This window comes from Methylocystis bryophila, assembly GCF_027925445.1.
Lineage (GTDB): Bacteria > Pseudomonadota > Alphaproteobacteria > Rhizobiales > Beijerinckiaceae > Methylocystis > Methylocystis bryophila.
Map to the genome: position 1 here is coordinate 1,663,666 of NZ_AP027149.1, position 22,758 is coordinate 1,686,423.

At 62.6% G+C, this 22,758-nt stretch carries 18 protein-coding genes; 6 read left to right on the forward strand and 12 right to left on the reverse strand.

Features of this window, described 5'->3' with window-relative positions:
- Nucleotides 1–3: 3 nt before the first annotated feature.
- The 8 genes from QMG80_RS07785 to lgt form a co-directional block, all read right to left on the reverse strand.
- On the reverse strand, nucleotides 4–597 hold the full coding sequence (locus tag QMG80_RS07785; RefSeq protein WP_199768979.1) for a hypothetical protein: 594 nt from the start codon (nucleotides 595–597) through the stop codon (nucleotides 4–6).
- Nucleotides 598–881: 284 nt separating this feature from the next.
- Nucleotides 882–1,679, reverse strand: a complete 798-nt coding sequence (locus QMG80_RS07790) for a hypothetical protein (protein WP_085772308.1) — start codon at nucleotides 1,677–1,679, stop codon at nucleotides 882–884.
- A 15-nt stretch (nucleotides 1,680–1,694) separates the two neighbouring features.
- Entirely contained in the window at nucleotides 1,695–3,920 is a 2,226-nt protein-coding gene (locus QMG80_RS07795) for a phage portal protein (protein WP_085772309.1), read from the reverse strand.
- A 380-nt stretch (nucleotides 3,921–4,300) separates the two neighbouring features.
- Nucleotides 4,301–5,629: a DNA-packaging protein gene (locus QMG80_RS07800; protein WP_245299935.1), complete on the reverse strand. Its 1,329-nt coding sequence runs from the start codon at nucleotides 5,627–5,629 to the stop codon at nucleotides 4,301–4,303.
- A 23-nt stretch (nucleotides 5,630–5,652) separates the two neighbouring features.
- Complete coding sequence (locus QMG80_RS07805) at nucleotides 5,653–6,108, reverse strand: hypothetical protein (RefSeq protein WP_085772310.1); 456 nt, start codon at nucleotides 6,106–6,108, stop codon at nucleotides 5,653–5,655.
- Between the two features lie 173 nt (nucleotides 6,109–6,281).
- Nucleotides 6,282–7,061: a purine nucleoside phosphorylase YfiH/LACC1 family protein gene (locus QMG80_RS07810; protein WP_085772311.1), complete on the reverse strand. Its 780-nt coding sequence runs from the start codon at nucleotides 7,059–7,061 to the stop codon at nucleotides 6,282–6,284.
- On the reverse strand, nucleotides 7,058–8,149 hold the full coding sequence (locus tag QMG80_RS07815) for a class I SAM-dependent methyltransferase (RefSeq protein WP_281926280.1): 1,092 nt from the start codon (nucleotides 8,147–8,149) through the stop codon (nucleotides 7,058–7,060). Before QMG80_RS07815 ends, QMG80_RS07810 begins: the two co-directional genes overlap by 4 nt.
- A complete protein-coding gene (gene lgt, locus QMG80_RS07820) occupies nucleotides 8,146–8,997 on the reverse strand; it encodes a prolipoprotein diacylglyceryl transferase (protein WP_085772312.1) in 852 nt (283 codons plus the stop codon). The genes QMG80_RS07815 and lgt overlap by 4 nt, the downstream gene beginning before the upstream one ends.
- Nucleotides 8,998–9,565: 568 nt before the next feature.
- On the opposite strand from lgt, the gene QMG80_RS07825 reads away from it, so the two are divergent.
- Nucleotides 9,566–10,573, forward strand: coding sequence for a hypothetical protein (locus tag QMG80_RS07825; RefSeq protein WP_085772313.1), 1,008 nt, complete (start codon nucleotides 9,566–9,568; stop codon nucleotides 10,571–10,573).
- Nucleotides 10,574–10,939: 366 nt separating this feature from the next.
- On the opposite strand, the gene QMG80_RS07830 is transcribed toward QMG80_RS07825, so the two are convergent.
- Nucleotides 10,940–12,073 carry a 2'-deoxycytidine 5'-triphosphate deaminase gene (locus tag QMG80_RS07830; RefSeq protein WP_281926281.1) on the reverse strand — a complete coding sequence of 378 codons (1,134 nt, stop codon included), beginning with the start codon at nucleotides 12,071–12,073 and terminating at the stop codon, nucleotides 10,940–10,942.
- A gap of 128 nt (nucleotides 12,074–12,201) precedes the next feature.
- On the opposite strand from QMG80_RS07830, the gene QMG80_RS07835 reads away from it, so the two are divergent.
- From QMG80_RS07835 to QMG80_RS07845, 3 genes are all read left to right on the forward strand, one after another.
- Complete coding sequence (locus tag QMG80_RS07835) at nucleotides 12,202–13,824, forward strand: ABC-F family ATP-binding cassette domain-containing protein (RefSeq protein ID WP_085772314.1); 1,623 nt, start codon at nucleotides 12,202–12,204, stop codon at nucleotides 13,822–13,824.
- Between the two features lie 143 nt (nucleotides 13,825–13,967).
- Entirely contained in the window at nucleotides 13,968–15,911 is a 1,944-nt protein-coding gene (locus QMG80_RS07840) for a tetratricopeptide repeat protein (protein WP_158658799.1), read from the forward strand.
- 59 nt (nucleotides 15,912–15,970) lie between these two features.
- Entirely contained in the window at nucleotides 15,971–16,726 is a 756-nt protein-coding gene (locus tag QMG80_RS07845; protein WP_085772316.1) for a 16S rRNA (uracil(1498)-N(3))-methyltransferase, read from the forward strand.
- Nucleotides 16,727–17,369: 643 nt separating this feature from the next.
- Here the strand turns inward: QMG80_RS07845 and QMG80_RS07850 are convergent.
- The 3 genes from QMG80_RS07850 to QMG80_RS07860 form a co-directional block, all read right to left on the reverse strand.
- Nucleotides 17,370–17,810, reverse strand: a complete 441-nt coding sequence (locus QMG80_RS07850; protein WP_085772318.1) for a cupin domain-containing protein — start codon at nucleotides 17,808–17,810, stop codon at nucleotides 17,370–17,372.
- A gap of 425 nt (nucleotides 17,811–18,235) precedes the next feature.
- The gene (locus QMG80_RS07855) at nucleotides 18,236–19,609 is read right to left on the reverse strand and encodes a glutamate--cysteine ligase (protein WP_085772320.1); all 1,374 of its coding nucleotides are present in this window, start codon (nucleotides 19,607–19,609) and stop codon (nucleotides 18,236–18,238) included.
- Nucleotides 19,610–19,745: 136 nt separating this feature from the next.
- Entirely contained in the window at nucleotides 19,746–21,518 is a 1,773-nt protein-coding gene (locus QMG80_RS07860; RefSeq protein WP_085772321.1) for an SLC5/6 family protein, read from the reverse strand.
- 181 nt (nucleotides 21,519–21,699) lie between these two features.
- On the opposite strand from QMG80_RS07860, the gene cutA reads away from it, so the two are divergent.
- Both cutA and QMG80_RS07870 read left to right on the forward strand, forming a co-directional pair.
- Nucleotides 21,700–22,032 carry a divalent-cation tolerance protein CutA gene (gene cutA / locus QMG80_RS07865; RefSeq protein ID WP_085773746.1) on the forward strand — a complete coding sequence of 111 codons (333 nt, stop codon included), beginning with the start codon at nucleotides 21,700–21,702 and terminating at the stop codon, nucleotides 22,030–22,032.
- A 47-nt stretch (nucleotides 22,033–22,079) separates the two neighbouring features.
- Complete coding sequence (locus QMG80_RS07870; RefSeq protein WP_085772322.1) at nucleotides 22,080–22,742, forward strand: YggS family pyridoxal phosphate-dependent enzyme; 663 nt, start codon at nucleotides 22,080–22,082, stop codon at nucleotides 22,740–22,742.
- The last annotated feature ends 16 nt before the right edge of the window (nucleotides 22,743–22,758 follow it).

The following is a 22,758-nucleotide window of genomic DNA, read 5'->3' on the forward strand; positions in this document are numbered from 1 at the left end:
CGGTCACCTCAAAAGTGGGCTTAATCTGATCAGGATCTTCCCTCTGGAGTCCACGACCACGATCGACTTCCCGGCAGCCTCTTCAGGGTCGAAAGGAAAGTCTCTTATCGCGCCTCGAACCGCACCACTGGCTGTGCCTTCCGGCGCCTGAACAGCGATAATCGTGCTCGGCTGCTTTGAAACCAGATCGTTTCGGATTAGTCTCGGGATAGCCTTGACGCTATTCGCAACTTTTATCTGAACGCCGGTCACCGGCTCCTTGGTCTCGACGTCCCTGTAATCGACGTCCGGCCCTGGGGCGCCTTTACCTCCGGGCCTATCGGGCGCTGTCCCGGTCGGTTGCGTCGTTTCCTCGATCGTTTCAAGAGCCTCGCGTGTAAGACCCGGATGCTCGTCCAGGATAATACTTCTACACTCGAATGGTTGGCTTCTCGCTTTGATCGCTGCGTTTCTTCTCGTCGTCGGGCTTTCGATCTCCCGGGTCTGGCGCGCCCGCCGCTGCGGCCGGGGGCACGCCGATGAGGCTCTCGGGGATATTGCCTTCGGTGAATGCGTCAGCGTGAAGATCTGGCGCTTCAGCGCGATATTCGCAGTCATCACGATCTGCTCGACAGGCGAGAAGCCGGACGCGGCCCGGGCGCAGATTGCGCGGCGCATAGATCAGATCGCGCGCCGTCGTCGCCGATGAAGGCCTGCGGCGTGCGTCCCCAATCGTCGGTGACGCGCTTGATCGTGGCGCCGCCGAGCGGATGCAGCGCGACGAGCGAGCGCGTCCTGTGGTGTCAGCGGCAAGAGGCCCTGGTTCACGTGAGCCAGGGGGGAGACTGTAGGGTTGCCACTGTAGCCCACGCCGACGGGCGAGCGCCGAGATTTCGACTAGACTAGTGACTCACGCCAGCGGAGCGCAGCATCTCGCCAATTTCAGCGAGCTCCGCGTCGACTTTGGGGTCGGATAGCGCCGAGGCGTCGTCGCCGAGCTTCAACAGGACGCCGGAGCGATAGGGGATCGCCTTTCCGATGTCGTTGAACACCTCCATGATTTTGGGATCTCGAGTGTAATTCAACCAGCCGATTATGTACTTTGGAAGATGTGAGTTGCTCTCTCGGGAAAGCTCACGGGCCTGACGGTTCCCAAAAACAACACACTTCATTGGATCGAAGGTGTCTATGAAATAGTTAAAAATGCGGAAGACGATCGTCGGATCGGACCAGTTCGAATTTTTTTCACCTTTGCCGTAGAAAGGGATACGAATAACGTAAACAGAGTTCTCTCTGGAGATGCCATCCCGAAACCCCGCCGCTTGTATGCTGAAGGGAATGCTTTTCCATGCGTCTTTATCGTGATGAATGTCGGAGAAGGTTAAGCTAAAACCATAGGGTGAGCGGGAATCAGGTGTCAGCTTCCAGTTATCCGGATCATTGTCATTGAAGTATCGAACGTCATCATAACTTTGCAGGGCGTGCATGAGCACTTCTTCGAAGTTGGAAAGGTCCTCCGCGATGGGCATATCATCGGTTTCTTCGGTGCAGCCATTGACCATGAAAGGACGGCGCCAAGGAGAGATCCTCTCGAAGTCAAGAAGCACCTTCTTTGCGTTTTCGATCGATTGCCGCGCGGTTAAGGACCTGCCGAAACCGGAGGCCTGGATGACCATCGCGTCGGGATAGGACTCGCTCATTCTGTTCTCCGATGACTAGGGTTTGAAGAGCTCTACAATGATGCTCTCGATCTTTGCATTGTCGAGTAGGTCCTGAACCCGCAGAACGCGCTCGTGTGTCGGGAGTCTCCAAACAACCCTTGTCCCGTCTGCCGCCTCAATCTGCGCCCTGGCTTGTCTGATGACAGCATCGCGAGAGAAACTTTTGTCGATCGGCCATTTGTTCCAAAATTTCGCGTCGATCAAAGTGTTAGTCGCCGGATCGTATCCGTCGAAGCTCGTCGAGCCAGACGCAGCCCTGTCGTTCGCAACATTATAGACCCGACCCTGGGGCGCGCCAGTCGCCCTTTGTTGATAGGCTGCCTCCTCAGGCGTCAGACCTTCGTTGGCCTCAGCCCACTTGCCAGGCCCGCCATCCGAGGCGCCGATTTCGTAGCTTTCTTTTCGCGGAGTGCGGTCACTGGCGTCATCCTCGCGTCGAGAACCTTCTGGATCGTCCGGACCGGGATCAGGCACCGCTGCTGCGGCGCCTGATGCTTTCGGTTCATTGACGGGGGCGGGCGGAGCCTCGTGCTTTGAGGAGTCTTCGGATGGGCTCGAAGGGAAGAGTGGCGGCGCAGCACCCCGCGCAGAGCGAGGGGAATTCGCCCAACTTTGATAAGCTCGATAAGCGCTTGCCGCCGCAGCGGCGGCGGCGACCCCGACCGCGGCCGCGGCCGCGGCTGCGGTCGCGGGTTCCACTTGCGCCACCTGCACGTCCTTGGTCTTGGGGTCGTTGTTGCGCATGTTTGGCGCGGGCGAGACGCTGCTCGCGCCGGAGGCGGTGGTGAAGCGGCCGGCTTCATCGTGAAAATGATTGTATTTGCCGAGCGCCCCTTCGCCGGCCGCAAGCTTTGGCAGGGGCGCCGGACCGCTTCCCGTCGTCACAAGCAGCGCATTGGCGGCGGCGTCTTCAACGGGCGCTTGCCCAAGCTGCGCGCGCGCTTCATTGCGCGTCAAAATCCCCGCCGCGACATAGCTCGTGAGTATCTGCGATTGCTTCGCGCCGTCGATCTGCGCGTCCTCGCCCCAAGCGAATTCGAGATCCTCCTCGCCGAAATCCTCGACGAGCACGCGGTCGATGAGCCGCTTCACCCATTTGAGGATCGGCCACAGCCCTTCCTCTTCGGCGAGCTCCTTCTGCGTCTCGCCCGTCGCGCGATTGAGCTGATGCACGAAAGCCTGCGGCGAGACCGAGAAGGCGTAGCAGACGACGCGCGCCAGCCATTCGTCGAAGAGATTTTTTAGCTCCGGCTCCTTCGTCTGAATGAAGGTTTTCGCGACGCCGCCGGGCACGAATTTGGCGCGCCGCCGCGCCGCGAGATCGCCGGTGAAGTAAGCGTCCCAATAGTCCTGAAAATTCTTGATCTGATCGGGCGTCCAGCTCTCCGGCACGCCGATGAGGCTTTCGGGAATATTGCCTTCGGTGAAATGCGTCAGCGTGAAGATCTGGCGCTTCAGCGCAATATTCGCCGTCATCACGATCTGCTCGACGGGCGAGAAGCCGTAGACGCGGCCGGGTCGCAGATTGCGCGGCGCATAGATCAAATCGCGCGCCGCGTAATCGACGGCGGGATAACCTTTGAGCACCTGCTGATAGGCGCAAGGATGAACGAGCGCGCCGTCGTCGCCGATGAAGGCCTGTGGCGTGCGTCCCCAATCGTCGATGACGCGCTTGATTGTCGCGCCGTCGAGCGGATGCAACGCGACGAGCGACCCGTTGCGGGCGCGTTGCTTCCAGAGCGTCGGGGCGTCGATGACGAGCAGGTCCTCGAGCAGCATTCTGAGCCAGGCGGAAAAAGCGTGCTCGCCGTCCGGTCTCTGGAAGAAGCGCGTGAGTTCTTTGATGCGCACGGCGCCGGGACCTTCGCACCCGTGGCGCGGACGCAGCGACCAGCTCATTCGCTCGATCTGATCCTTGCGCGTCTCGATGACGAGGCGCAGCAGATCATAGGTCTCTGCGAGCGCGCGCAGATCGTGAAAGGTGATGGGCTCGAAGGCGCGCGGGCTGACGGCGATATTATAGCCCGAGGGAAAATCGAAGCCGCGTCCGGCTACCTCTTTCGGCGCGATAGGCGCGAGCGGCGTCAGCGGCCCGAACCAGCCCGCCGCATCGGCCGCGCCGCGCGAGGACATGAATTGCGCCTGTCCGTAAGAGACCGTGAGGTCTTGCGGCGAGAGCGACCATGTCGGGCGCCCGGCTTGGCGATCGCGCGCGCTCATCGGCGATCGCTCCCGGCGGCGCCGTTCAGCGCCTGGCTTACTTGCGGCATCGGTGGGGCTCTTTGCGGGGAGAGGTGGGGGGTCGTGTTCAGCTTTCGCCTAAGCGTCAGCGCTGGTGGCGGGATAATCCGCGAAGTCGCAGTGCGCCTTACATCTCTTGGCGGAGCATTGTCGGCGAGACGGATCGGTTTTTGTCAATGACGGCCCGAAGGGCCGCCGCCGAAGGCGGTGCGCCATAGGGCGTCCTCTTGGACGCCCGTCATCGATGACGGGCTATGGCGCATCATTGACAAAGCCGACCGCTCGCCATGCTCGCCGCCATGAGATGTAAGCCGCTTCAGAGGCGTCGGCTCGGTGCGCAGGCAGAGACTGTCATTCGCCTAGGTGGTCTTCGTCTCGCTCGCGAGACGCCGGTAGAAATCGATGATCGCCGAGCCGTCGGCGGGCGCAAAGACGAGCTCCGAGACGGCCCAGACCAGCGCATCCACGCGATCGGGCGAGAAGCCTGCCGAGGCGCGGTCGAAATCCGGCGTCATGAGGCACATCTGGTCCTCGAGCTTGGCGAAGACGCCGATGTGGCGCGCGCGGCCTTGTTCGTAAAGCGCGGCGACGGGCTCGGCGCGCGTGAACTTGCCGCGGCTCGCGCGCACGGACTTCACGCGGATGTCGGCGTCGACCTGGCGGATCACCGCCTCGACCATCTCGCCGCCATTATTGACCTCGGCGACGATCGCGTCGGCCTCATAGCGGCGCGCGGCGGAGATGGCGCGCTCCGCCCATCGCAAAGGCGTGTCGCCCTGCGAGGTCAGATCGGCGAGCACGCAGATTTCCTTCTCGGCGCTCAGGCCCGCGACGACGATCCCACATTCGTCGGCGCGTTCCGACGAGCTTGCCGGCGGGTCGATCGCGACGACGATGCGCGTGAGCTTCGGCGGCGCCGGCCGATAGGCGGCCTCGATCATGGCGCGCGTCCAGAGCGCGCCGGGCGTGTCGAGCAGCAACTCGGCTTCGAGCTCCTGTCGGCCGAGCCTTGTGCCCTCATAGGCGCGCAGAATCTTATGCGCAAAGGCTTCGGGAAGATTGGCAAGATTGGCGTAAGTCGCGCTCTTCGTCGTGAAGGTCAGCGGGCTCTCGAGCAATTCGCGCATGAGCTTCGTTGGGCGCGGCGTCGTCGTGATCACCGCTTGCGGCTTGTCGCCGAGACGCAGGCCAAACACCGCCTGATCCCAGGCTTCCGGATAGCGCCAGGCGGCGAGCTCGTCGCACCAGAGCTTGGCGTGCTGCTTGCCGCGCAATCGCTCGGGTGACTCCGCCGAGAAGAGAAGCGTCTTGGCGCCGTTTGGCCAGTCGAGACGATTGCGCGCCGCGACGAATTTCGGCCGCTCGTCTTGCGGGCAGATGTTCAATATCCCCGATTCGCCCTCGACCATGACGTCGCGCACGTCGTCGGCCGTCGCGCCGATGATGTTCACATGCGCGTGGGTCTTGATCCAGCGCCGCACGGTCTCGGCGCCTGTTCGCGTTTTGCCGCAGCCGCGCCCGCCGAGCGGCAGCCAATAGACCCAATCGCCCGCGGGCGGGAGCTGCTCGGGGCGCGCCCAAAATTCCCACAGATAGGGAAGCAGCGCCGCTTCTTCCGGCGAGAGCCGCGCGATGAATTCCGCGCGCGCTTCTTGCGGCAGTCTGGCGAGGTCAGAGGCGCGGATCACGGGCGGCGGAGACTGTCTTGGAGTCAGCGAGATTCGTCGCCAGCGGATGGCGTGCCCGCGAGCCGCGCCGCCATGGCGTCGAGCTTTTGCTGCAGGATCGTTTTCGCGTCGGCGCCGGACTCCGGCGGCGCGGGCGGCAGCGCGCCGACGCCGAGCAGTTTGGCGCGGCGGTCGAGAATGGCGAGCACTCGGTCCACGGCGGCGTTGTCGCCTTTGAGCGCCTTGGCGTGCAACGCTTCTTGCAGCTCGGCGAGACGCGCCAGCTCTCGGGCGCGAAAGTCGTCGGAGATCTCGGCGCCGCCCGACGGCGCGCGCTTCATGATCGCGATGAGCCGCGCGCGCGAGATGGGCTTGAAGCCCGCGGCCTTGAGCGCCTTTTCTATGCTCTGCGCGGATTGGCCTTTCGCCGCGGCCTTGAGGATGCGCGCGTCGCGCCGCGCGCGGTCCGTAGATTTTTGCGTCGCGGCGAGCTTCGTCATGACGTTGGAGAGGCCCCCCAAGCCGCAGAAATGAAAAAATCCGGAAGCATCAGCCCCGGGCGCATTTCTTGATGATGATGTTTTTATACCGCAGCAGCCCACGCGCGTCAAGCGGGAAAATCAAAAATCGTCGAAAAATCCGCGTCGCTCTTCCGGAATGTTGTTCTTACACATCAAATCAGCGCGATCGCCGAGACAAGCCGCCCATAGTCCTCCTCTCCGCGATGCACGCTGCGGCGATAGGAGAAGCAGCTTTCCTCATGGGCGTAGGTGCTGACGCGAATGTTCTCGAAGGAGGCGACGCCGGCCTGGTCCGCCCGCATCTCGATGAAGGCCGGCAGGTCGAACATGGCGTGGCCCGGTTTCGGCGAAGGCTTGAAGAAGCGTCGGAACCCTGCGTCCTCGGCGGCGAAGCGCTCGACGAATTCGGGTCCGACCTCATAGCTCTCGCCGTCGATCATCGGTCCGAGCGCGATGCGGATTTGGTTTCGCCGCGCGCCGAGCCCCTCCATGGCCGCGAGCGTCGCCTCGATCACGCCATAGAGGGCGCCCTTCCAGCCGGCGTGGGCGGCGCCGATCACGCCCTCCGCCGCGTCGACGAAGAGCAGCATGCCGCAATCGGCGCCGGTCACGCCCAGCGCGAGGCCGCGCGCGCGCGTCGCCAGCCCGTCGCAACGCGGCCGCGCCTCTAACGCCCAGGGCTCCGAGACGGCGAGCGCTTCCGCCGAGTGAATCTGATAGGGCACGAGCAGACGTTCGGCGGCGACGCCGAGCTTTTGCGCCATGCGCGACTTATTCTCCTCGACGCGCTCCGGGGCGTCGCGCGAGCCGACCCCGCCGTTGAGCGAGGCGTAGACGCCCGTCGAGACGCCGCCGCTGCGGCCAAAGAACCCATGCGCGAGGCCGGGCAGGGCGAGGCTTTCGGCTTCGAAGGCTTGCAGAGAGGCCGTCAAGACTCGATCTCCGCGAATCCGGGCGGATCGGGCATGTCCGGGTGGGTGACCGCCATCACCTTGAAAAGATCGCCCATGACCTCGCGCGGGTCGCCCGAGCCGGTCAATCGGTGGAGGGCGGAGTCGATGTCCGCCTTCTGCCGGTCATTGGCCCGGCCGCGCAAGGCCGCGGCGCGCCGCTCGATCCCGATCTGCGTCAGAAAACGGCCCTGCGTGGTGGGGCCCAGCACCTTCGCGCCCTCAGCCCTTGCGGCGCGAGCGAGAGCCGCAAAGTCCACATGCGCGGTCAGATCGGCCTCGCCGGGAGTCGTCAGCGGATCGACATAGGCGTGGCGCGAAACGGCCTGCAAGCTCTCGCCGAGCGTCGTTTTCGTGTAGCCGTAATCGATGATGAGCGCCGCGCCGCCGTCAGAGGCGATGCGCTGGGCGATCTCCGCCATCACATTTTGCCCCACGGGGCTGATCTCGATCATCGCGTGCAGCGGGGCGTTCAGCGGCAGGTCCGGTTCGACCCCCGGGGCGAGGCCGAAGGCGAGACGTCGTTCGCGGTTAAGGCCAACCACGCGTTCGCGCCAGCCCGGCGCGGTCCGCACGAACTGGCGCACCGGCAGCGCGTCGAAAAATTCATTGGCGATCAGGAAGAGGGGGCCGCGCGGCGCCTCGGCCAGCGTGTCGCGCCACTCGATCGGGATTGTCTCCCCCGCCAGGGTCTCGCGCTGAACCTGCCGCAGCGCCGGGCTGGTCTCGACGAGATCGACCGCGAGTCTCTCGCTCAGGCCCGGCGCGACGCGCAGCGCCCGCAACACATCCGTCATCAACGTGCCTCGGCCAGGGCCGAGCTCGACGAGCCGCGCCTGTTGGGGGGCGCCGCAGAGCGACCAGGCGTCGGCGAGCCAGAGGCCGATCATCTCCCCGAACATTTGGCTGATCTCCGGCGCGGTGATGAAATCTCCCAGCGCGCCGAAGGGATCATGCGTCATGTAATAGCCGTAGCGGGGGTGTTGCAGGCAGAGCGTCATGTAACGATCGAGCCGCAGGGGGCCTTCCCGCTCTATGGCGGTCGCGATTTCGTCGCCGAGCGCGGTCATGCGAAAACACTCCGGCGCCGCAGCGCGAAGCCGATGAGGAGCAAGCCGGCGATCGCCATGGGAAGCGACAGCGCCATGCCCATCGTCAATCCATTGCCGAGCGCCTCCTGATCTGGGTCCGGCTCGCGGAAGAACTCGCAGAAGGTGCGGGCGAGGCCATAGCCGAGGCAAAAAATCCCCGTGGCCAGTCCCGGCCTCTTCAACGCGCCGGCGCGCAGCGCCACCCAGAGCACGAGCCCCAGCGCCAAGCCTTCGAGCCCGGCTTCATAGAGCTGGCTCGGATGGCGCGGGAGGTCTCCCGCGGCGGGATCGGGAAAGACCATGGCCCAGGGAACGTCGGTCGGCCGGCCCCAAAGCTCCGGCTTGATGAAATTGGCGATGCGACCGAGGAAAAGCCCGATCGGCGCGGTGATGGCGCAAAGATCGCCGACCGTCAGCACCGGCAATCCTTGGCCGCGCGCGAAGAGCGCCATGCCGACGGCGGCGCCGAGGAACCCGCCGTGAAAGGCCATGCCGCCCTTCCAGAGCATAAAGGCCTCGAGCGGATGCTGAAAAAAATGGTGGGGGTCGTAGATGAGCACATGCCCGAGCCTTCCGCCGATGATGACGCCGAAGGCCACATAGACGATCAGATCGTCGACGCCGATCACTGAGGGCCGCGGTTGATCCTTGCTCCAAAAAGCGTCGCGCACGACGATGAAGCGCATGTAAGCCCAAGCGAGGACGAAGCCGCCGATATAGGCGAGCGCGTACCATCGTAGAGGCAGGCTGCCGAGCCCGAAGGGCAGCGGCCCGATGTCGATCGCGACGGGGTTTACAACCGGAAAGGGAAGAATCAGCACTGACATCAGATTCCCGGGCGGGTAAGACGCGAAAGGCCCGAGATTCTTTAGCCGCTCCCCGCGCCGATGTCATGTGGGCCGGCGAGGGAGCGGCGGGGGTGGTCAAAATCTCACGCTTTGCGCCCAACAGCCACGAGAGTGGCATGCCTGCGCGCGAGACTTGTCGGCGGCGAAACCTTCGCCACGGAGGCCTGCGTCATTGAAGCCGATGCGCGTGTGGCGCTCTCTGTGATCGCGCAGCCTTTGCAGAGGTGACAAATTTTGAGGAAAGATCATCCGAGCTGAGGCTTAGCCGGTAAATGCCGGTCGATTTCAACTTCGCCGCGCGACGGGGAAATAAGTGAATTCGGCTGTTGTGACGAATCGTTCTCTCAGCGAGGCTGTGTTGCAAAGATGTCACGCCGAAACTCTTTTTTAGGACGAAATCCTCGTCCGCGTTTTCGAATTCCAATTTAATTGTATACCACTTTGCCCGTCCGTTTAGTCTTCCACCCTGGTCGGGCGCAACAGCAAAGAGGCGCACCAGTGGCCCGCGCAGGGTCTGCTGAAGCTCCTCCAATCATGGAGTATTTCAATGAAGAAGCAGGGAATAGCGGATAAAATTCGCGTAATTGCCACCGCAGCGTTTGGGGGCGTCGCCGTTATCGGAGGCCTTTCAATCCATCCTGCATACGCAGGGGGGCCCACGCTAACCGCTCAAGGCATCGCGGATGGCTTCCAACTCTCGACATTCGCGACAACCAATCCGGGGAACACGGGCTGTTGCGGCGGGCCGTTCGGCATCGGCGTCAATGGCCAAGGCAACGTTCTCGTCGGCACGGGCTCCGGAGCCTTGTATGTCTTCAAGGACGTCAATGGCCAGACTCCAGGCTCGGCGCTCTTCACGCAAAGCTCGAGTAGCTTCACGAGCGCATACACGGCGTCAGGCGGCGTCGTCTATGGTGGGGTTGGAGGACATTTTGCGTCGTTCAATCCCGACGGCACAGTCGCAAACCCAAATGTAGTCCCGGGGGCTTCCCCTTACCTCGGCATGTGGACGAACCCGGTGACGGGCGACATCATTTCCACCAGCGGGCAGGGATTGATCGACATCAATCCAACGACCGGAACTTTCCGCGTCATCAATGGCCAATTCGGCGACGGTGTGTCCGTCTCCCCAGACGGCAAGACGGCTTACTTGGCGCAGGGCAGTATCAACGGATATGATATCGCGACGGGCAGCCTGGTGTATAGCTCACCCTCCATCAGTGGCTCGGATGGCACCGGCGTGATCAGCGGTGGAAAATTCAATGGCGATATCGTGGTCAACACCAACTTTGGCGAAATCTATCTGCTGGATCCAACCACAAACACCACGACCCTGATCGCCACCGGAGGCACGCGCGGCGACTATACGCAGGTCGACCCCACCAACGGCAGCTTGTTTTTAGATTACGCTGACGTCGTTGATCGCCTGACCTGCCCGGGCTGCTCCTTTGTGCGCGCCGCTCCCGGCCCCGTCCCGGGGACAGGCCTCCTGGCCTTGGCTTTCCTGGGCCTCGCCGGGGTCGCTGCCCGGGCGCGCCGCCGGCTCAACGGCTGACGCCGAGGCCGACCGCAATTCTTTGAAACCCGCGCCGCTCGAAAACCTCCGCGGCGGCGCGGGGCATGCATGAAGCTGGATCGGCGCAGCCGCTTAATGACCGCTTATGGCGCATTCCTGCCTCCAGCAGGGGCCCGCTTAGGGCGTCTTACAGGGCGCCAAGCGTTGCATTAATCCCCAGAGCTGAGACCCGGCCCGTCATGCCCGCGCTTGTCGCGGGCATCCACGCCGTGACGCCTCATGGCGCTCGGGGAAGGGGCTCTGCCTTTCGATGGTTGCTTGTTGCGCAGCGGCGGCGCGGCTTGGATGGCCAGGACAAGCCCGGCCATGACGCGACCCAGAGCGACACTCAAAGCGTTCCGCCGCCTAACGCGCCTCGAAATGCTTGGAGAGCTTGAGGCCCTGTCCCTGGTAATTGGAAAGGCCCGCTTCTCCATACAGGGCTTCAGGAACTTGCAGCATCGGCTCATAGACGAGGCGGCCGATGGCCTGTCCGTCCTCGAGGATGAAAGGCACCTCTCGGCTCCTGACCTCCAGCACGGCGCGCGCGCCCGGCCCGCCCTGCGTCGATCGGCCGAAGCCGGGATCGAAGAAGCCTGCATAATGCACGCGAAACTCGCCGATCGCGGCGTCCATGGGCGCCATTTCGGCGGCGAGATCGGCCGGAATCTGAATGCGTTCGCGCGAGGCGAGAATGTAAAAATCGCCGGGATCGAGGATGAGCCGCTTGTCCGGGCGAACCGGCAGGCTGTCCCAAAAGTCCTCGACTCTGTAGAGCCCGATCTTGTCGAGATCGATGACATCCGTGTGCTTTTGCGCCCTATAGCCGACGACGCCCGCGGCGAGCGGCTCGGAGAGATCGACGCGCAGCACGACGCCGTCGCGAAGATTTAAGGGACCGTCGACGAGGGCCGCCTGCGCATGCACACCGGCGAGCGCCTCGTCGGAAAGCGCGAAGCTCGTCTTGAGCGGCGCGTCGGGATCGTGGCGGCGAAAGCGCAACTGGTTGAGCTTGGCGCCCGCGCGGGCGCGCACGGAAAAGGACCGGGGCGAGACCTCGGCATAGAGCGGACCCCGATAGCCCCGCTCGACGAGGTCGAAGCGCTCCGCTCGGTCGGCGATGAGCCGCGTGAAAATATCGAGCCGCCCGGTCGAGCTCTTGGGATTGGCGGCGCCGGAAACGCCCTCGGGCAAAGCGAGGTCTTCGAGGAGCGGGATGACGTAAAAGCAGCCGCGCTCCAAGACCGCTCCGTCTCCGCCAAGCTCGATCTCGTCGGATTTGAGCTGCGACAGCATGTCGGCCACGCTGCGGCTCGGCCCGGGAAGAAAGCTCGCCCGCACGCGATAGGCCTTGGGACCCAGGCGCAAATCGAGGCTCGCCGGCTGAATCTGGCTTTCAACGAGCGGTGCGGCGGCGCGGATCGCCCCGTCGCGCATGAGCTCCCCAATCTGTCCGCCCGATAGGACGCCGGCGCGGATAGGCTCGACCCTTTGATTCAATTCGTCCCCGATGTCTTGTCACCCAAACGGTTCCGCTCGAGCGGAAAGCGCGCTAGCGGCTGCATAGCACGGAAAGCCTCAGCCGTGGCATAAGCCCCCGCCACTCATCTCCCACAGACTCTGGTCCCATGATCCGCATCGAAAACGTCAGCAAGCAGAACGGCCATCAAATCCTGTTCATCGAGGCCTCGGCCTCGCTCCTCAAGGGCGAGAAAGCCGGGCTCGTCGGGCCGAACGGCGCCGGCAAGACCACGCTTTTCCGGATGATGACCGGGCGGGAAGCGCCGGACGAGGGCCAGATTGGCGTCGATCGCGGCGTCACGATCGGCTTTTTCAGTCAGGATGTCGGCGAGATGGCCGGCCGCAGCGCCGTCGCGGAGGTGATGGACGGCGCGGGTCCCATCAGCGGCGTCGCCGCCGAGTTGAAGGCGGTGGAGGCGGCGCTGGCCGATCCTGAGCGCTTAGACGAGATGGACGCGTTGATCGAGCGTTATGGCGAGGTGCAGGGGCGCTTCGAGGAGCTCGGCGGCTACGCGTTGGAAGGCCGCGCGCGGGAGGTCCTTGCCGGCCTGAACTTTTCTGAGGAGATGATGGACGGCGACGTCGGCGCGCTCTCGGGCGGCTGGAAGATGCGCGTCGCGCTCGCCCGCATTCTGCTCATGCGCCCGGATGTGATGCTGCTCGACGAGCCGAGCAACCATCTCGACATTGAGAGCCTGATCTGGCTCGAGCAATTCTTGAGAGGCTATGACGGCGCGCTGCTCATGACCTCGCATGATCGCGCCTTCATGAACCGCATCGTGAACAAGATCGTCGAGATCGACGGCGGCTCTCTCACGACATACTCCGGCGATTACGAATTCTACGAGGCGCAGCGCGCGCAGGCGGAACGGCAGCAGCAGGCGCAATATGAGCGCCAGCAGGCCATGCTCGCCAAGGAGATCAAATTCATCGAGCGATTCAAGGCGCGCGCCTCGCACGCCGCGCAGGTGCAGAGCCGCGTCAAGAAGCTCGAGAAGATCGAGCGCGTCGAGCCGCCACGACGACGCCAGACCGTGTTGTTCGAGTTCCAGCCGGCGCCGCGCTCCGGCGACGACGTCGTGACGCTCTCCGCTGTGCATAAGGGCTATGGGGCGAAGCGCATCTATGAGGGGCTAGACTTCCAACTGCGTCGCCGCGAGCGCTGGTGCGTGATGGGCGTCAATGGCGCTGGCAAATCGACGCTGTTGAAGCTCGTGGCGGGCGCCGCCACGCCGGACGAGGGCGGGGTCGCGCTCGGGGCGAACGTCAAGATGGGCTATTTCGCCCAGCACGCGATGGAGCTTTTGGACGGCGACCGCACAGTGTTCCAATCGCTGGAGGATTCTTTTCCGCAGGCGGGGCAGGGGGCGCTGCGCACGCTCGCGGGCTGCTTCGGCTTTTCCGGCGACGACGTGGAGAAGAAATGCCGCGTGCTGTCGGGCGGCGAGAAGGCGCGGCTCGTGATGGCCAAAATGCTTTTCGATCCGCCGAATTTTCTCGTGTTGGACGAGCCGACGAACCATCTCGATATCGCGACGAAAGAAATGCTGATCCAGGCCCTGTCGAGCTATGAGGGCGCGATGCTCTTTGTCTCGCATGACCGGCATTTTCTGGCGGCGCTCTCCAACCGCGTGCTGGAGCTGACGCCGGAAGGCGTGCACAAATATGAGGGCGGCTACACGGAATATGTGGCCCGCACGGGCCAGGAGGCGCCGGGCTTGAGGGGGTGAGGGGATTGGAAGGTCCATTTTCCGCCGACCGACCTTTAGGTAGTATGTGTAAGACCTAGAGCGTCATCGGGCGGAAATGCCCAGGGGCGTCCGCAAAGCCGGTACGAATGCTCAACGTGAGTCGCCATTTCGAGGCGCTGCAAATGAATGAAATCAAAGCTTTTGTCGGACATAGTTTCACAGCGGACGACAAAGACGTCGTTGACAGATTCACGGCAATATTCAACGAGATCGAAAAGTTGCATCCATCATTCTCTTGGGTGCACGCAGAATCTGCAGAGTCATCAGGCATTGATGAAAAGGTATTAGCGCTATTTTCAGAAAAAAATGTTTTCATTGGAATATGCACAAAACGAGAATGCGTCGTTCCAATCGATTTTTCACTGAAAGATCACATTTTGAGTCGATTGACGAACAATACTCCGACGTGGAAAACATCGGATTGGATCATTCAGGAGATTGGTCTAGCTATAGGACTAGGCTACAAACTCATTCTTTTAGTCGAATCAGGCGTGCGGCTCCCAGGTGGGCTTCAGGGCAGCGTAGAATATATTCCCTTTGAGCGCGCGGCACCAGAAAGGAGCTTTACGAAGCTTGCTCAGATGATCAGTAGTATTGCTCCATCAAAAATGGTTGTTGAGAGCGTTGCCGCCCAGTCAGCTAACGAAAGTGAGCCGGCTGCAACGCCCCCATCCAACTCGGATTGGAAAACCCCGAAGCCTGAGTGGCGTCTTCAAGATTATCAATTCGCATTTCGGGGTGCGCTCGTTTTCGGCGACAAGGCCGCTGAAATTGATCTCGATAAAAAATATCTCGCAACAGCTGAGGTGAACGAGGACGAAAATCGTACTAAATGGGTGGCATTCCGTGAATATGAGCGTATTCTGTTTGGAACAAATGGAAGTATTCAAGTTTTAAAGCAATTATCCGAATCAAATCCTACATGTGCGGCCGTTTTCGAGTATTTGGCAAAATCTTTTCTGGAGTTTCGTCAATTCTCTGATGCGTCAAAATATTTTAAGATAGCTTCTGATCTCGTAATGGATCAGAAATCTAAAGCTCGGTTGTTCGGTGATTCTATCGTGATGCTGGCGAAGGCGAAAGCTGAAAGCTCGGAGATAAGTGTAGCTGTTGAAAAACTTAAAGAGTATATTTGTGAAAACGAAATAGATAAATATGAGCTGTTTGTTGTTATGAGGCGGCTCGCGGAGGTAAATAGACAGAGCTACGAAGAAATAGCATATATGCAGTTGATGTTAGAGTGCGACCCTTCAGACACAAAAACTAGATTTTTGCTGGCTTTTGAGCACGCTCAGCTAGGAAATGATGAGTTAGCGGTCTACCACTATAATATGATTCCATTTGCTGACCGTAATCCAATAACCTGGAATAATCTAGGAGTAGCTTTCGACAAAATAAAGCTCCCCGCGATGTCTGTGGATGCCTATCGGATGGCGCGCAAATCGGGCGAAACTCTTGCGATGAGCAACCTTGCCTTCAAGTTCCTATCTGCGGGGTTCCTAGCTGAAGCAAAAGAAGTCATCGACGATGCTATGAAGCGCACGGAAATACATGGAAATATACCGCGCGCGCTTACTCTTCTGAAAGAGCAAGAAGCAAATGAATCTAAATTGTTGGAAGAGATAATTGAGAGAAGCGCAAAAGTAAATGCGTTCCTGATAAATTATGGATACGCGATTTTTCGTAAACCGGCTCGTAGCATGGAGGGCAGTTGGAAAGATATAAATTGCGAATTGCGTATTAGTATATTAGGAAAGTCTCTGTCTGCTGAAGGGCGTTATCAGAAGAGTATCAATGCATTTGGCTTGGGCGGGCTGGTGGTTCCCGGGCTTATCCATCCGGCTCCGGAGACATGGATCGTTGAGTATGTAGGTACTGTACACGGTTCTGCTGTTGAAGCAATGCAATATACATATAAAGACGGAGATCAGCCAAGCTTGTTGTCCCGAGCTAGCACCGGTAGGAAAACGTTTCTAATACTTTCTGAAAATGAAATGGAGTTTCAATGTATGATCGATCTAAATGAGCAAGTAAAAAGCTTTAGCCGAATTTCCAGAATAAGCTGAGTTTAAGAACGCTTAGGCTATCCTGCCTCCCGAGCTTCGCCGCCACAAGGATCATCCCCCTGTCCGCCTACGACTTTTCCGCGCAACGCCTCTTCGTCGAGGACGACCTCACCGAGGGCGCCCGCGTCGCTCCCACTCCAGATGCGCAGAACTACCTTCTCAACGTGCTGCGGCTGCGGCAGGGGGAGGCGATTCTGCTCTTCAATGGGCGCGACGGGGAGTGGCGGGCGCGGATCGACATGGTCTCGAAGCGCGCGGCGGCGCTTCGCGTCGAGCAGCGGCTGCGTGAGCAGACCGCGCCGGGCTACGTCCACTATGCCTTCGCGCCGCTCAAGCAGGCGCGCCTCGACTATATGGTCCAGAAGGCGACCGAGATGGGGGCGGCGCGGCTGACGCCCGTCTTGACCAAACGCACGCAGATGCGCCGCGTCAGCGCCCATCGGCTGCGCGCCAATGCGATCGAGGCGGCGGAGCAGTGCGGTCTGCTGACGATCCCGGAAACGATGGAGCCCCTAGAGCTCGACCGCTATCTCGCGGCGCTCGAGCCGGAGCGTGTGCTGGTCTTCTGCGACGAGGACGCGCCCCTGGCCGATGCGCTCGCGGCGCTACGCGGCAAGCAAGCCGAACTTGGCGCGCCCCCTCCGCTGGCCGTGTTGATCGGTCCGGAAGGCGGCTTTGACGAGACGGAGCGCGCGATGATCTTAGCTCGCAGCAACGTCCTGCGGCTTTCCCTTGGCCCCCGTATCCTGCGCGCCGACACGGCGGCCGTGGCGGCGCTCGCGCTGGTTCAGGCGACCCTGGGCGACTGGCGGTAGCGATTTTCCGCTTCGACACGATCCCGCCAGTTTTTTCGTCTCGAAAATCGTTGGACGCCGCGGGTCGGGCGGAGACACTTTGTGTCTGGCCGCATTTTCGCCCGCTATCGCGCGTTAGAGTGAATCCAAAGCACGGATGTCGGCCCTTTGGGCTGACGCAACCAGGGTCGGCGCCAATGCGAGCTCTCTCTCGACCGACACGCGCTCCAACGGGCGGTGGCGCATGGATTGGCGTTGCGCCGATTCTCGCGCTTTGCTTGTGCGCATCGGCCTCGGCGGAGCCGGTTGCTAAAAGCAACCATTGCGCCGTCCGCGGCCCCGATTATGCGCCAGTCGCGGGCGGAGAGCGTTGCGTTCGGATCGGCGAGCATGTGCGCGCGGATATGGCTCATAAGACCGAGAGCGCTCCGGCCCCGCTGATGGGGAACTCCGGCGGCTTGGCGCGCGCCGTCGCCGATGGGGTCAAAGGCGTTTCAGACTCACTCGATAGGCCTGCGGCTCCCGATGCGCGGCTTTATCGACGATGAGATTCTCGGGCGGAAACCGGTTTTTCGCACGGATGGCGCTCTAAACTTTTGGAATCGATCACGCTGCGTTCAGCGGGCTGAACGCAGCGTGATCTCGAGCGCGATGCGAAAATCGGTCAGCCCCAGGACGCCGCCGTTGCGGGCCCCAGATTCATCATCCGTGCAAGCTTCCGGATGGCGCGAACCGCGAACATCAAAGGCTGCGGAACGGGCTGACGAAGGAACGCGACCTTGCGGACATATTTGTCGACGCGCCACACGGCATGCGAGCCGGCGCGGAAAAGCGCGTGGTCGCCAGCGACCAACGTCCGCTCCACCCCATTATCGTCTCGAATGGTCACCGAGCCCTCCAGGATGTAGACGGTCTCATCGATATCATAATACCAATTGAATACTCCCGCGGTGCAGTCCCACATGAAAGTATAACTGGATCTGTCGAGGCTTTGAGAGACGAGAAAATTTCGCGTTTCCGGCGCGCCTTCGATCACCCAAGCCGGGTTGATCGGCGCCGGCCTCCACTGCACCTGCTCTCCCTTGAACAACTCAACATCGCTCATGCAGCGATCCTCTCCTTTTGGATTTAACCACAAACTATATGCGAGGATCGGCGCGCTTCCCAGCCTCTTGCCGGCTCGATCAGGAGAAAAGCCAAATGTCGCGGCTATCGGCGGGAACCATATAGATTATTTTTTTCGGGCGCCGCCCGCGTCGGGATTTGCGAGTGCTTGTGGCGGCCTTTTTAAAACTATTCCAATTTTTGGATGCGACTGACGCTCTTGCTGTCGAGCCCTCCCATTCCAATGGCGACCGGGCGCTGCGGCTGAAGCGCTTGGAAGCCATTTCAGCGGTCATTGAGGATGGGGAGCAATGCCCGGCGCCCTTGGCGGCAGTCGATCTTCGGGCCGTGGTCATGCAAGCTCAGTTTCAGAGCCTGTCTCGGAAGAGCGCGAAGCGGTTTCCGGTCAGGGCATGACCTCAGTATTTAGAGCAGCACACACTCCTCGAAGCTCGGATCGACGCTTCTTCCCCAGCGCCCGTTGTAGGCTTCCAGTCTTTCGACCGCGAGCGGACGGCCCGTTTCTGCGATGGCTTCGAGAGGCGCGAGGTAGACGCTCTCATCGGCGCCGTTCGCGGCCCGCAGCGCTCGGCGCTGCAACCCGCCTCTCGCCAGCGCCAGCATGTCGAGGGCGACCTCGCGCAGCCCCCGACCCTTGATTCGACTCTGAAGCGCCTGGAAAGGGACCACGGCGCGCAGCTCCTCGCGCTCCTCCCCGGTCCATCCGGAAGCGAGCTCCAAGGCGCCGTCGAGCGCCGTTGCGTCGTAGAAGAGCCCGACGAACAAAGCCGGCAAGGCGAGGATGTGCTCGGCGGGGCCGCCATCGGCGCCGCGCATCTCGAGATAGGTTTTCAGGCGCGCTTCCGGGAAAATCGTCGACAAATGATTCGCCCAGTCGGAGATCGTCGCCCGCTCGCCCGGCAATTGCGGGAGTCGTCCCGCCAGAAGATCGCGAAAGCTCGCGCCGGCGACATCGTGATAGACCCCGGCGCGTTTCACGAAATACATCGGAACGTCGAGCGCATAGTCCACATAGCGCTCGAACCCCATTCCGTCCTCGAAGACGAAAGGCAGCATGCCCGTCCGCGCGGCGTCGGTGTCGCGCCAGATGATGGAGCGCTGGGAGAGCGCGCCGGTAGGTTTGCCGTCCATGAAGGGCGAATTGGCGAAGAGCGCCGTCACGACGGGCTGCAAGGCGAGGGCCGCCCGATACTTCCTCACCATGTCGGCTTCGCTCGTGAAGTCCAGATTGGCCTGGATCGTCGCGGTGCGAAACATCATGTCGAGACCGAGCGCCCCGACTTTCGGCATATAGGCCGACATGATCTGGTAGCGCTGCTTGGGCATGACGGGCGTCTCGGCGCGCGACCATTTTGGGCTGGCGCCGAGGTCGAGAAAGGAGACGCCGAGCGGCTGCGCGATCGCGGCGACGGCGCGAAAATGCGCGTCGAGCTCGACTTTCGTATCATGCAGGCTGTCGAGAGGGGCGCCGGAAAGCTCGAATTGCCCGCCCGGCTCGATCGAGATCGCCGCGCCGCCCTCGGGATCATAGAGTCCGATCGGCTGATCGCGATCGAAGATCGCCGTCCAACCGAGCGAAGCCTCGAGGCCCTCGATCAGCGCGCGAATCCCGCCATTCTCATAGGGGACCGGCGCGCGCGTTTCTTTATAGAAGCCGATCTTCTCGTGCTCGGTCCCGACCTTGAGGCGGGAACTCGGGTTCTTGAGGCCGGACTCGAGCCACTCCACGAGCTCCCGACGCGACGAGATCGGCGTGGCGTCGTCTGCGTCGCGGGCCATGTCTTCCCTTCCCTCGAAAATCGGAGACCTTGCAAGAAGGCGCCCGGATCCGTGCAGGGACGATCGATCCCCCAATGCCGATGAGCCGGTGACTTGCCGCAAATCCCGCCTTCGCGCAAGCGGGGGTTGCGAGCGTTCAGGCGCCCTTGTCCGGTCCCATCACGTCGCCGTCGCCATGCAGCACGCGGGCCACGAAACTTTTTGCGAGCGCGGAAACAGTGTCGGAGCGGGATCGGGCGGACAAGACGCCTGCGGCGACGCCCAAAGCGGCGCCTATGAGCGAAGCTTCCGCGACAACAACGAAATGGGCGCTTCCCGCCACCAGAATTGTCACTGTCATGCCGAGAAGCCCGCCGAGCAGCCCCACCACGGCGTCGCGATCCTGGGCGCGGGGCCACAGCGCGAGCGCGGTGACCGGCGTCCCCGCCGCGGCCGAAAGTCCGAGCGCCAGCACGAGCAACGCCTTCGCGTCGAAGAGATTATGCGCGCTCGCCAGATAGCCCGCCGTTGTTATCAGCAGGAGCGCCAAGCGCGTCGTCGCTAGCCTTCGGCTCGTCAAATCCGTGCCGCCCCGCAGCCTGTAGACCGCCTCGTGGCCGAGCGCCGTGCCAAAAGCCTGGAGGCCAGCCGCGGCGAGAGCGAGCGCCAGCGCGATTTGCGCTGCGGCGAGCAGCCCGGAGGCGGCGGCGCCCATGCGTTCCATCGCGGGCAGGCCCGTGACGAGAAAGTCCTCGCGCGGACGAATGTCGGCTGCGCCCAGCGGCGCGCCGGCGGGCAGTCCTTTCTCGGCGCAGGCGCGTCTGGCGCTGGCCGGATCGGGCGCCCGGGCGCCGCAAATCGTCACGAGCCCTCGCGCGCTGGCCTGATAGACTGCCTCGGGCAGGCGTTCCGCCGGTTGGCCGCCGGTCTGGCGCGCAAAGGAGAGCGTCGCCCCGCCGACCACGGCGGCGACGAGCCAGGCGAAGATCCAGGTCCAGGCGAGCGCGGCAAAACCCGCGCTGCGCGTGCTCGAAGCCCGCGGCGTGACAATGGCGGGCGCCAGCAGCGGGGCGAGCATGGCGAGCCCGAGCATCACGGCGAGCGCCGTCACAAACTCGGCCCCAGGCCCGAGCGACGGCGCGAGGACGCCCCAGCCCTGCAGCTTTGCTCCTATTTCCGGCCAGCTCCCGCCGTCGCCGCCGACGAGCGGCGAGGCGCGATGAAGCATGAGGCTCAACGCCGGCCAACCGAAGCCGATCAAGCCCACGGCGCCCGCTGCGCAGGCCGTCCAGATCGCGCCGAGCATTCCTCCTGGGCCCGCGATCGCCAGGACGGCAAGCGCGACGCAGGCGGCGGCGAACCCACGGCCCCCGCCCCACAGGCCGCTGAGCACGTCCACCGCCGTCTGCTGTCCGGCCAATGCGACGAGCTCGGAGGAGACGCAGGCCAGAGCGATCACGCCGAGTCGGGGCGGGAGGCTCGGGAAACGGGCTGCGAGCACGCCCGAAAGCGAGAACGCGCCGGTCCTGCGCAGCATCGGCCCCAAAATGCATCCCGCGAGCGCGACGCCGGCGAACATGCCGCCGGCCACCCCAAGCCCCCAGGAGCGCGCCGCGAATTGAGGCGCGAAGGGAAGCATCAGGCCGGCGCAGAGGGCCGCGAGAGAGAATCCGGCATATTCGGCGGGCACGGAGCGACCGGCCGCGTAATAATAGGAGATCCGCATCGAGTGCAGCAAAGCGCCGAGGGTTCCGAGCGCAATGATCGTGAAATAAGGCGAGAGCGCGCTAACGAAGCCTTCGGGCGCCCCCATTCGGTCGAGCAAGCCGATGAAGGCGTAGGCGACGGCGAAGACCGCAGCCGCAAAAGCGACCCGCATTTCGAGCTTTTCCCGTTCGCGAGCGCGATTATCTTCGAGGCTATGCGTCATGCGCGGACTTGTCCTTTCAGGGCGACGTCGAACTTTAGCGCGCTTTCCGCTGGAACGGAATTGTTCGAGGAACAACGGGCAGTCGCGGTCGATTCGCGGAGCCGAAGGGCGTTCGGATCACAAAATTTGCGCGAAGGCCCGAGGCTTGCTCCAAGCCGCGGGCCGGACGAAAGGAGACATCATGCCGGAGACTTTCGCGATCGTGCTCGCCACCGCGGCGACCGAGGCCAAGGGGCGCGACATTGCCGTCGCGGCGCTCGAGGCGCGATTGGCGGCTTGTGTTCACATGCATCCGATCACGAGCTGCTACGTCTGGAACGGCGCCCTATGCGAGGAGAGGGAAACCGCGCTCGCCTTCAAGATTCGGGATGAGGACTTCGCGGCCCTCTCCGCCCTCATTCGATCGATGCATGATTACGAGATTCCGGAAATCCTGAAAATCGCGGTGGCTGACGGCGACGCAGCCTATCTCGAGTGGCTCGCGCGGGTGACGAACCGTCCGGCTCCGTGTTGACGACTTTCCCCTTGCGGCCGACGACCGCGCGCTTTAACCGAGCGTGCATGGGAGTCGTCGATCGCTGGAACGAGGCGAGAAGCCGAATCGACCGCGCCGCGCGCGAGAGCGGACGCGATCCAAAGACCGTCACGCTTGTCTGTGTGACGAAGACCTTTCCGAGCGACGCGATCGTCCCGTTGCTCGAAGCCGGCCAGCGCGTTTTCGGCGAGAATCGCGTCCAGGAGGCAAAAGAGAAATGGCCTGACCTGAAAGCGCGCTACCCGGGAGTCGAGCTGCATCTGCTGGGACCGCTGCAATCCAACAAGGTCAAAGAGGCGATCGAGACTTTCGACGTCATCCAGTCCCTCGATCGCGAGAAAATCGCCCGAGCGCTCAGCGTCGAGCTCGCCAAAAGCAACAAGCCGATGCGTTTCCTCGTGCAGGTCAACACGGGCGCCGAGCCGCAGAAGTCGGGCGTCCTCGTCGAGGAGGCCGACGCATTCATCGCGCTGTGTCGCGACGAGCTCGGCCTGCCTGTTCAGGGCCTCATGTGCGTGCCGCCCGTGGACGAGCAGGCCTCGCCGCATTTCGCGCTGCTGTCGACGATTGCGGCGCGCAACGGGCTCTCCGTCCTCTCTATGGGCATGAGCGCGGATTTCGAGCAGGCGGTCGAGCTCGGCGCCACGCATGTGCGTGTCGGCTCCGCGATCATGGGAGAACGCGACTGAAGCGCATATGCCGCGG

Bases quoted from the DNA above. Each gene is read 5' to 3' on its own strand.
- QMG80_RS07825 (WP_085772313.1), top strand. From the start codon at position 9,566: ATGAAGAAGCAGGGAATAGCGGATAAAATTCGCGTAATTGCCACCGCA.
- QMG80_RS07860 (WP_085772321.1), bottom strand. From the start codon at position 21,518: ATGACGCATAGCCTCGAAGATAATCGCGCTCGCGAACGGGAAAAGCTC.
- QMG80_RS07790 (WP_085772308.1), bottom strand. From the start codon at position 1,679: ATGAGCGAGTCCTATCCCGACGCGATGGTCATCCAGGCCTCCGGTTTC.
- QMG80_RS07840 (WP_158658799.1), top strand. From the start codon at position 13,968: ATGAATGAAATCAAAGCTTTTGTCGGACATAGTTTCACAGCGGACGAC.
- QMG80_RS07805 (WP_085772310.1), bottom strand. From the start codon at position 6,108: ATGACGAAGCTCGCCGCGACGCAAAAATCTACGGACCGCGCGCGGCGC.
- lgt (WP_085772312.1), bottom strand. From the start codon at position 8,997: ATGTCAGTGCTGATTCTTCCCTTTCCGGTTGTAAACCCCGTCGCGATC.
- QMG80_RS07855 (WP_085772320.1), bottom strand. From the start codon at position 19,609: ATGGCCCGCGACGCAGACGACGCCACGCCGATCTCGTCGCGTCGGGAG.
- QMG80_RS07850 (WP_085772318.1), bottom strand. From the start codon at position 17,810: ATGAGCGATGTTGAGTTGTTCAAGGGAGAGCAGGTGCAGTGGAGGCCG.
- cutA (WP_085773746.1), top strand. From the start codon at position 21,700: ATGCCGGAGACTTTCGCGATCGTGCTCGCCACCGCGGCGACCGAGGCC.
- QMG80_RS07835 (WP_085772314.1), top strand. From the start codon at position 12,202: ATGATCCGCATCGAAAACGTCAGCAAGCAGAACGGCCATCAAATCCTG.
- QMG80_RS07870 (WP_085772322.1), top strand. From the start codon at position 22,080: ATGGGAGTCGTCGATCGCTGGAACGAGGCGAGAAGCCGAATCGACCGC.
- QMG80_RS07785 (WP_199768979.1), bottom strand. From the start codon at position 597: ATGACTGCGAATATCGCGCTGAAGCGCCAGATCTTCACGCTGACGCAT.
- QMG80_RS07795 (WP_085772309.1), bottom strand. From the start codon at position 3,920: ATGAGCGCGCGCGATCGCCAAGCCGGGCGCCCGACATGGTCGCTCTCG.
- QMG80_RS07815 (WP_281926280.1), bottom strand. From the start codon at position 8,149: ATGACCGCGCTCGGCGACGAAATCGCGACCGCCATAGAGCGGGAAGGC.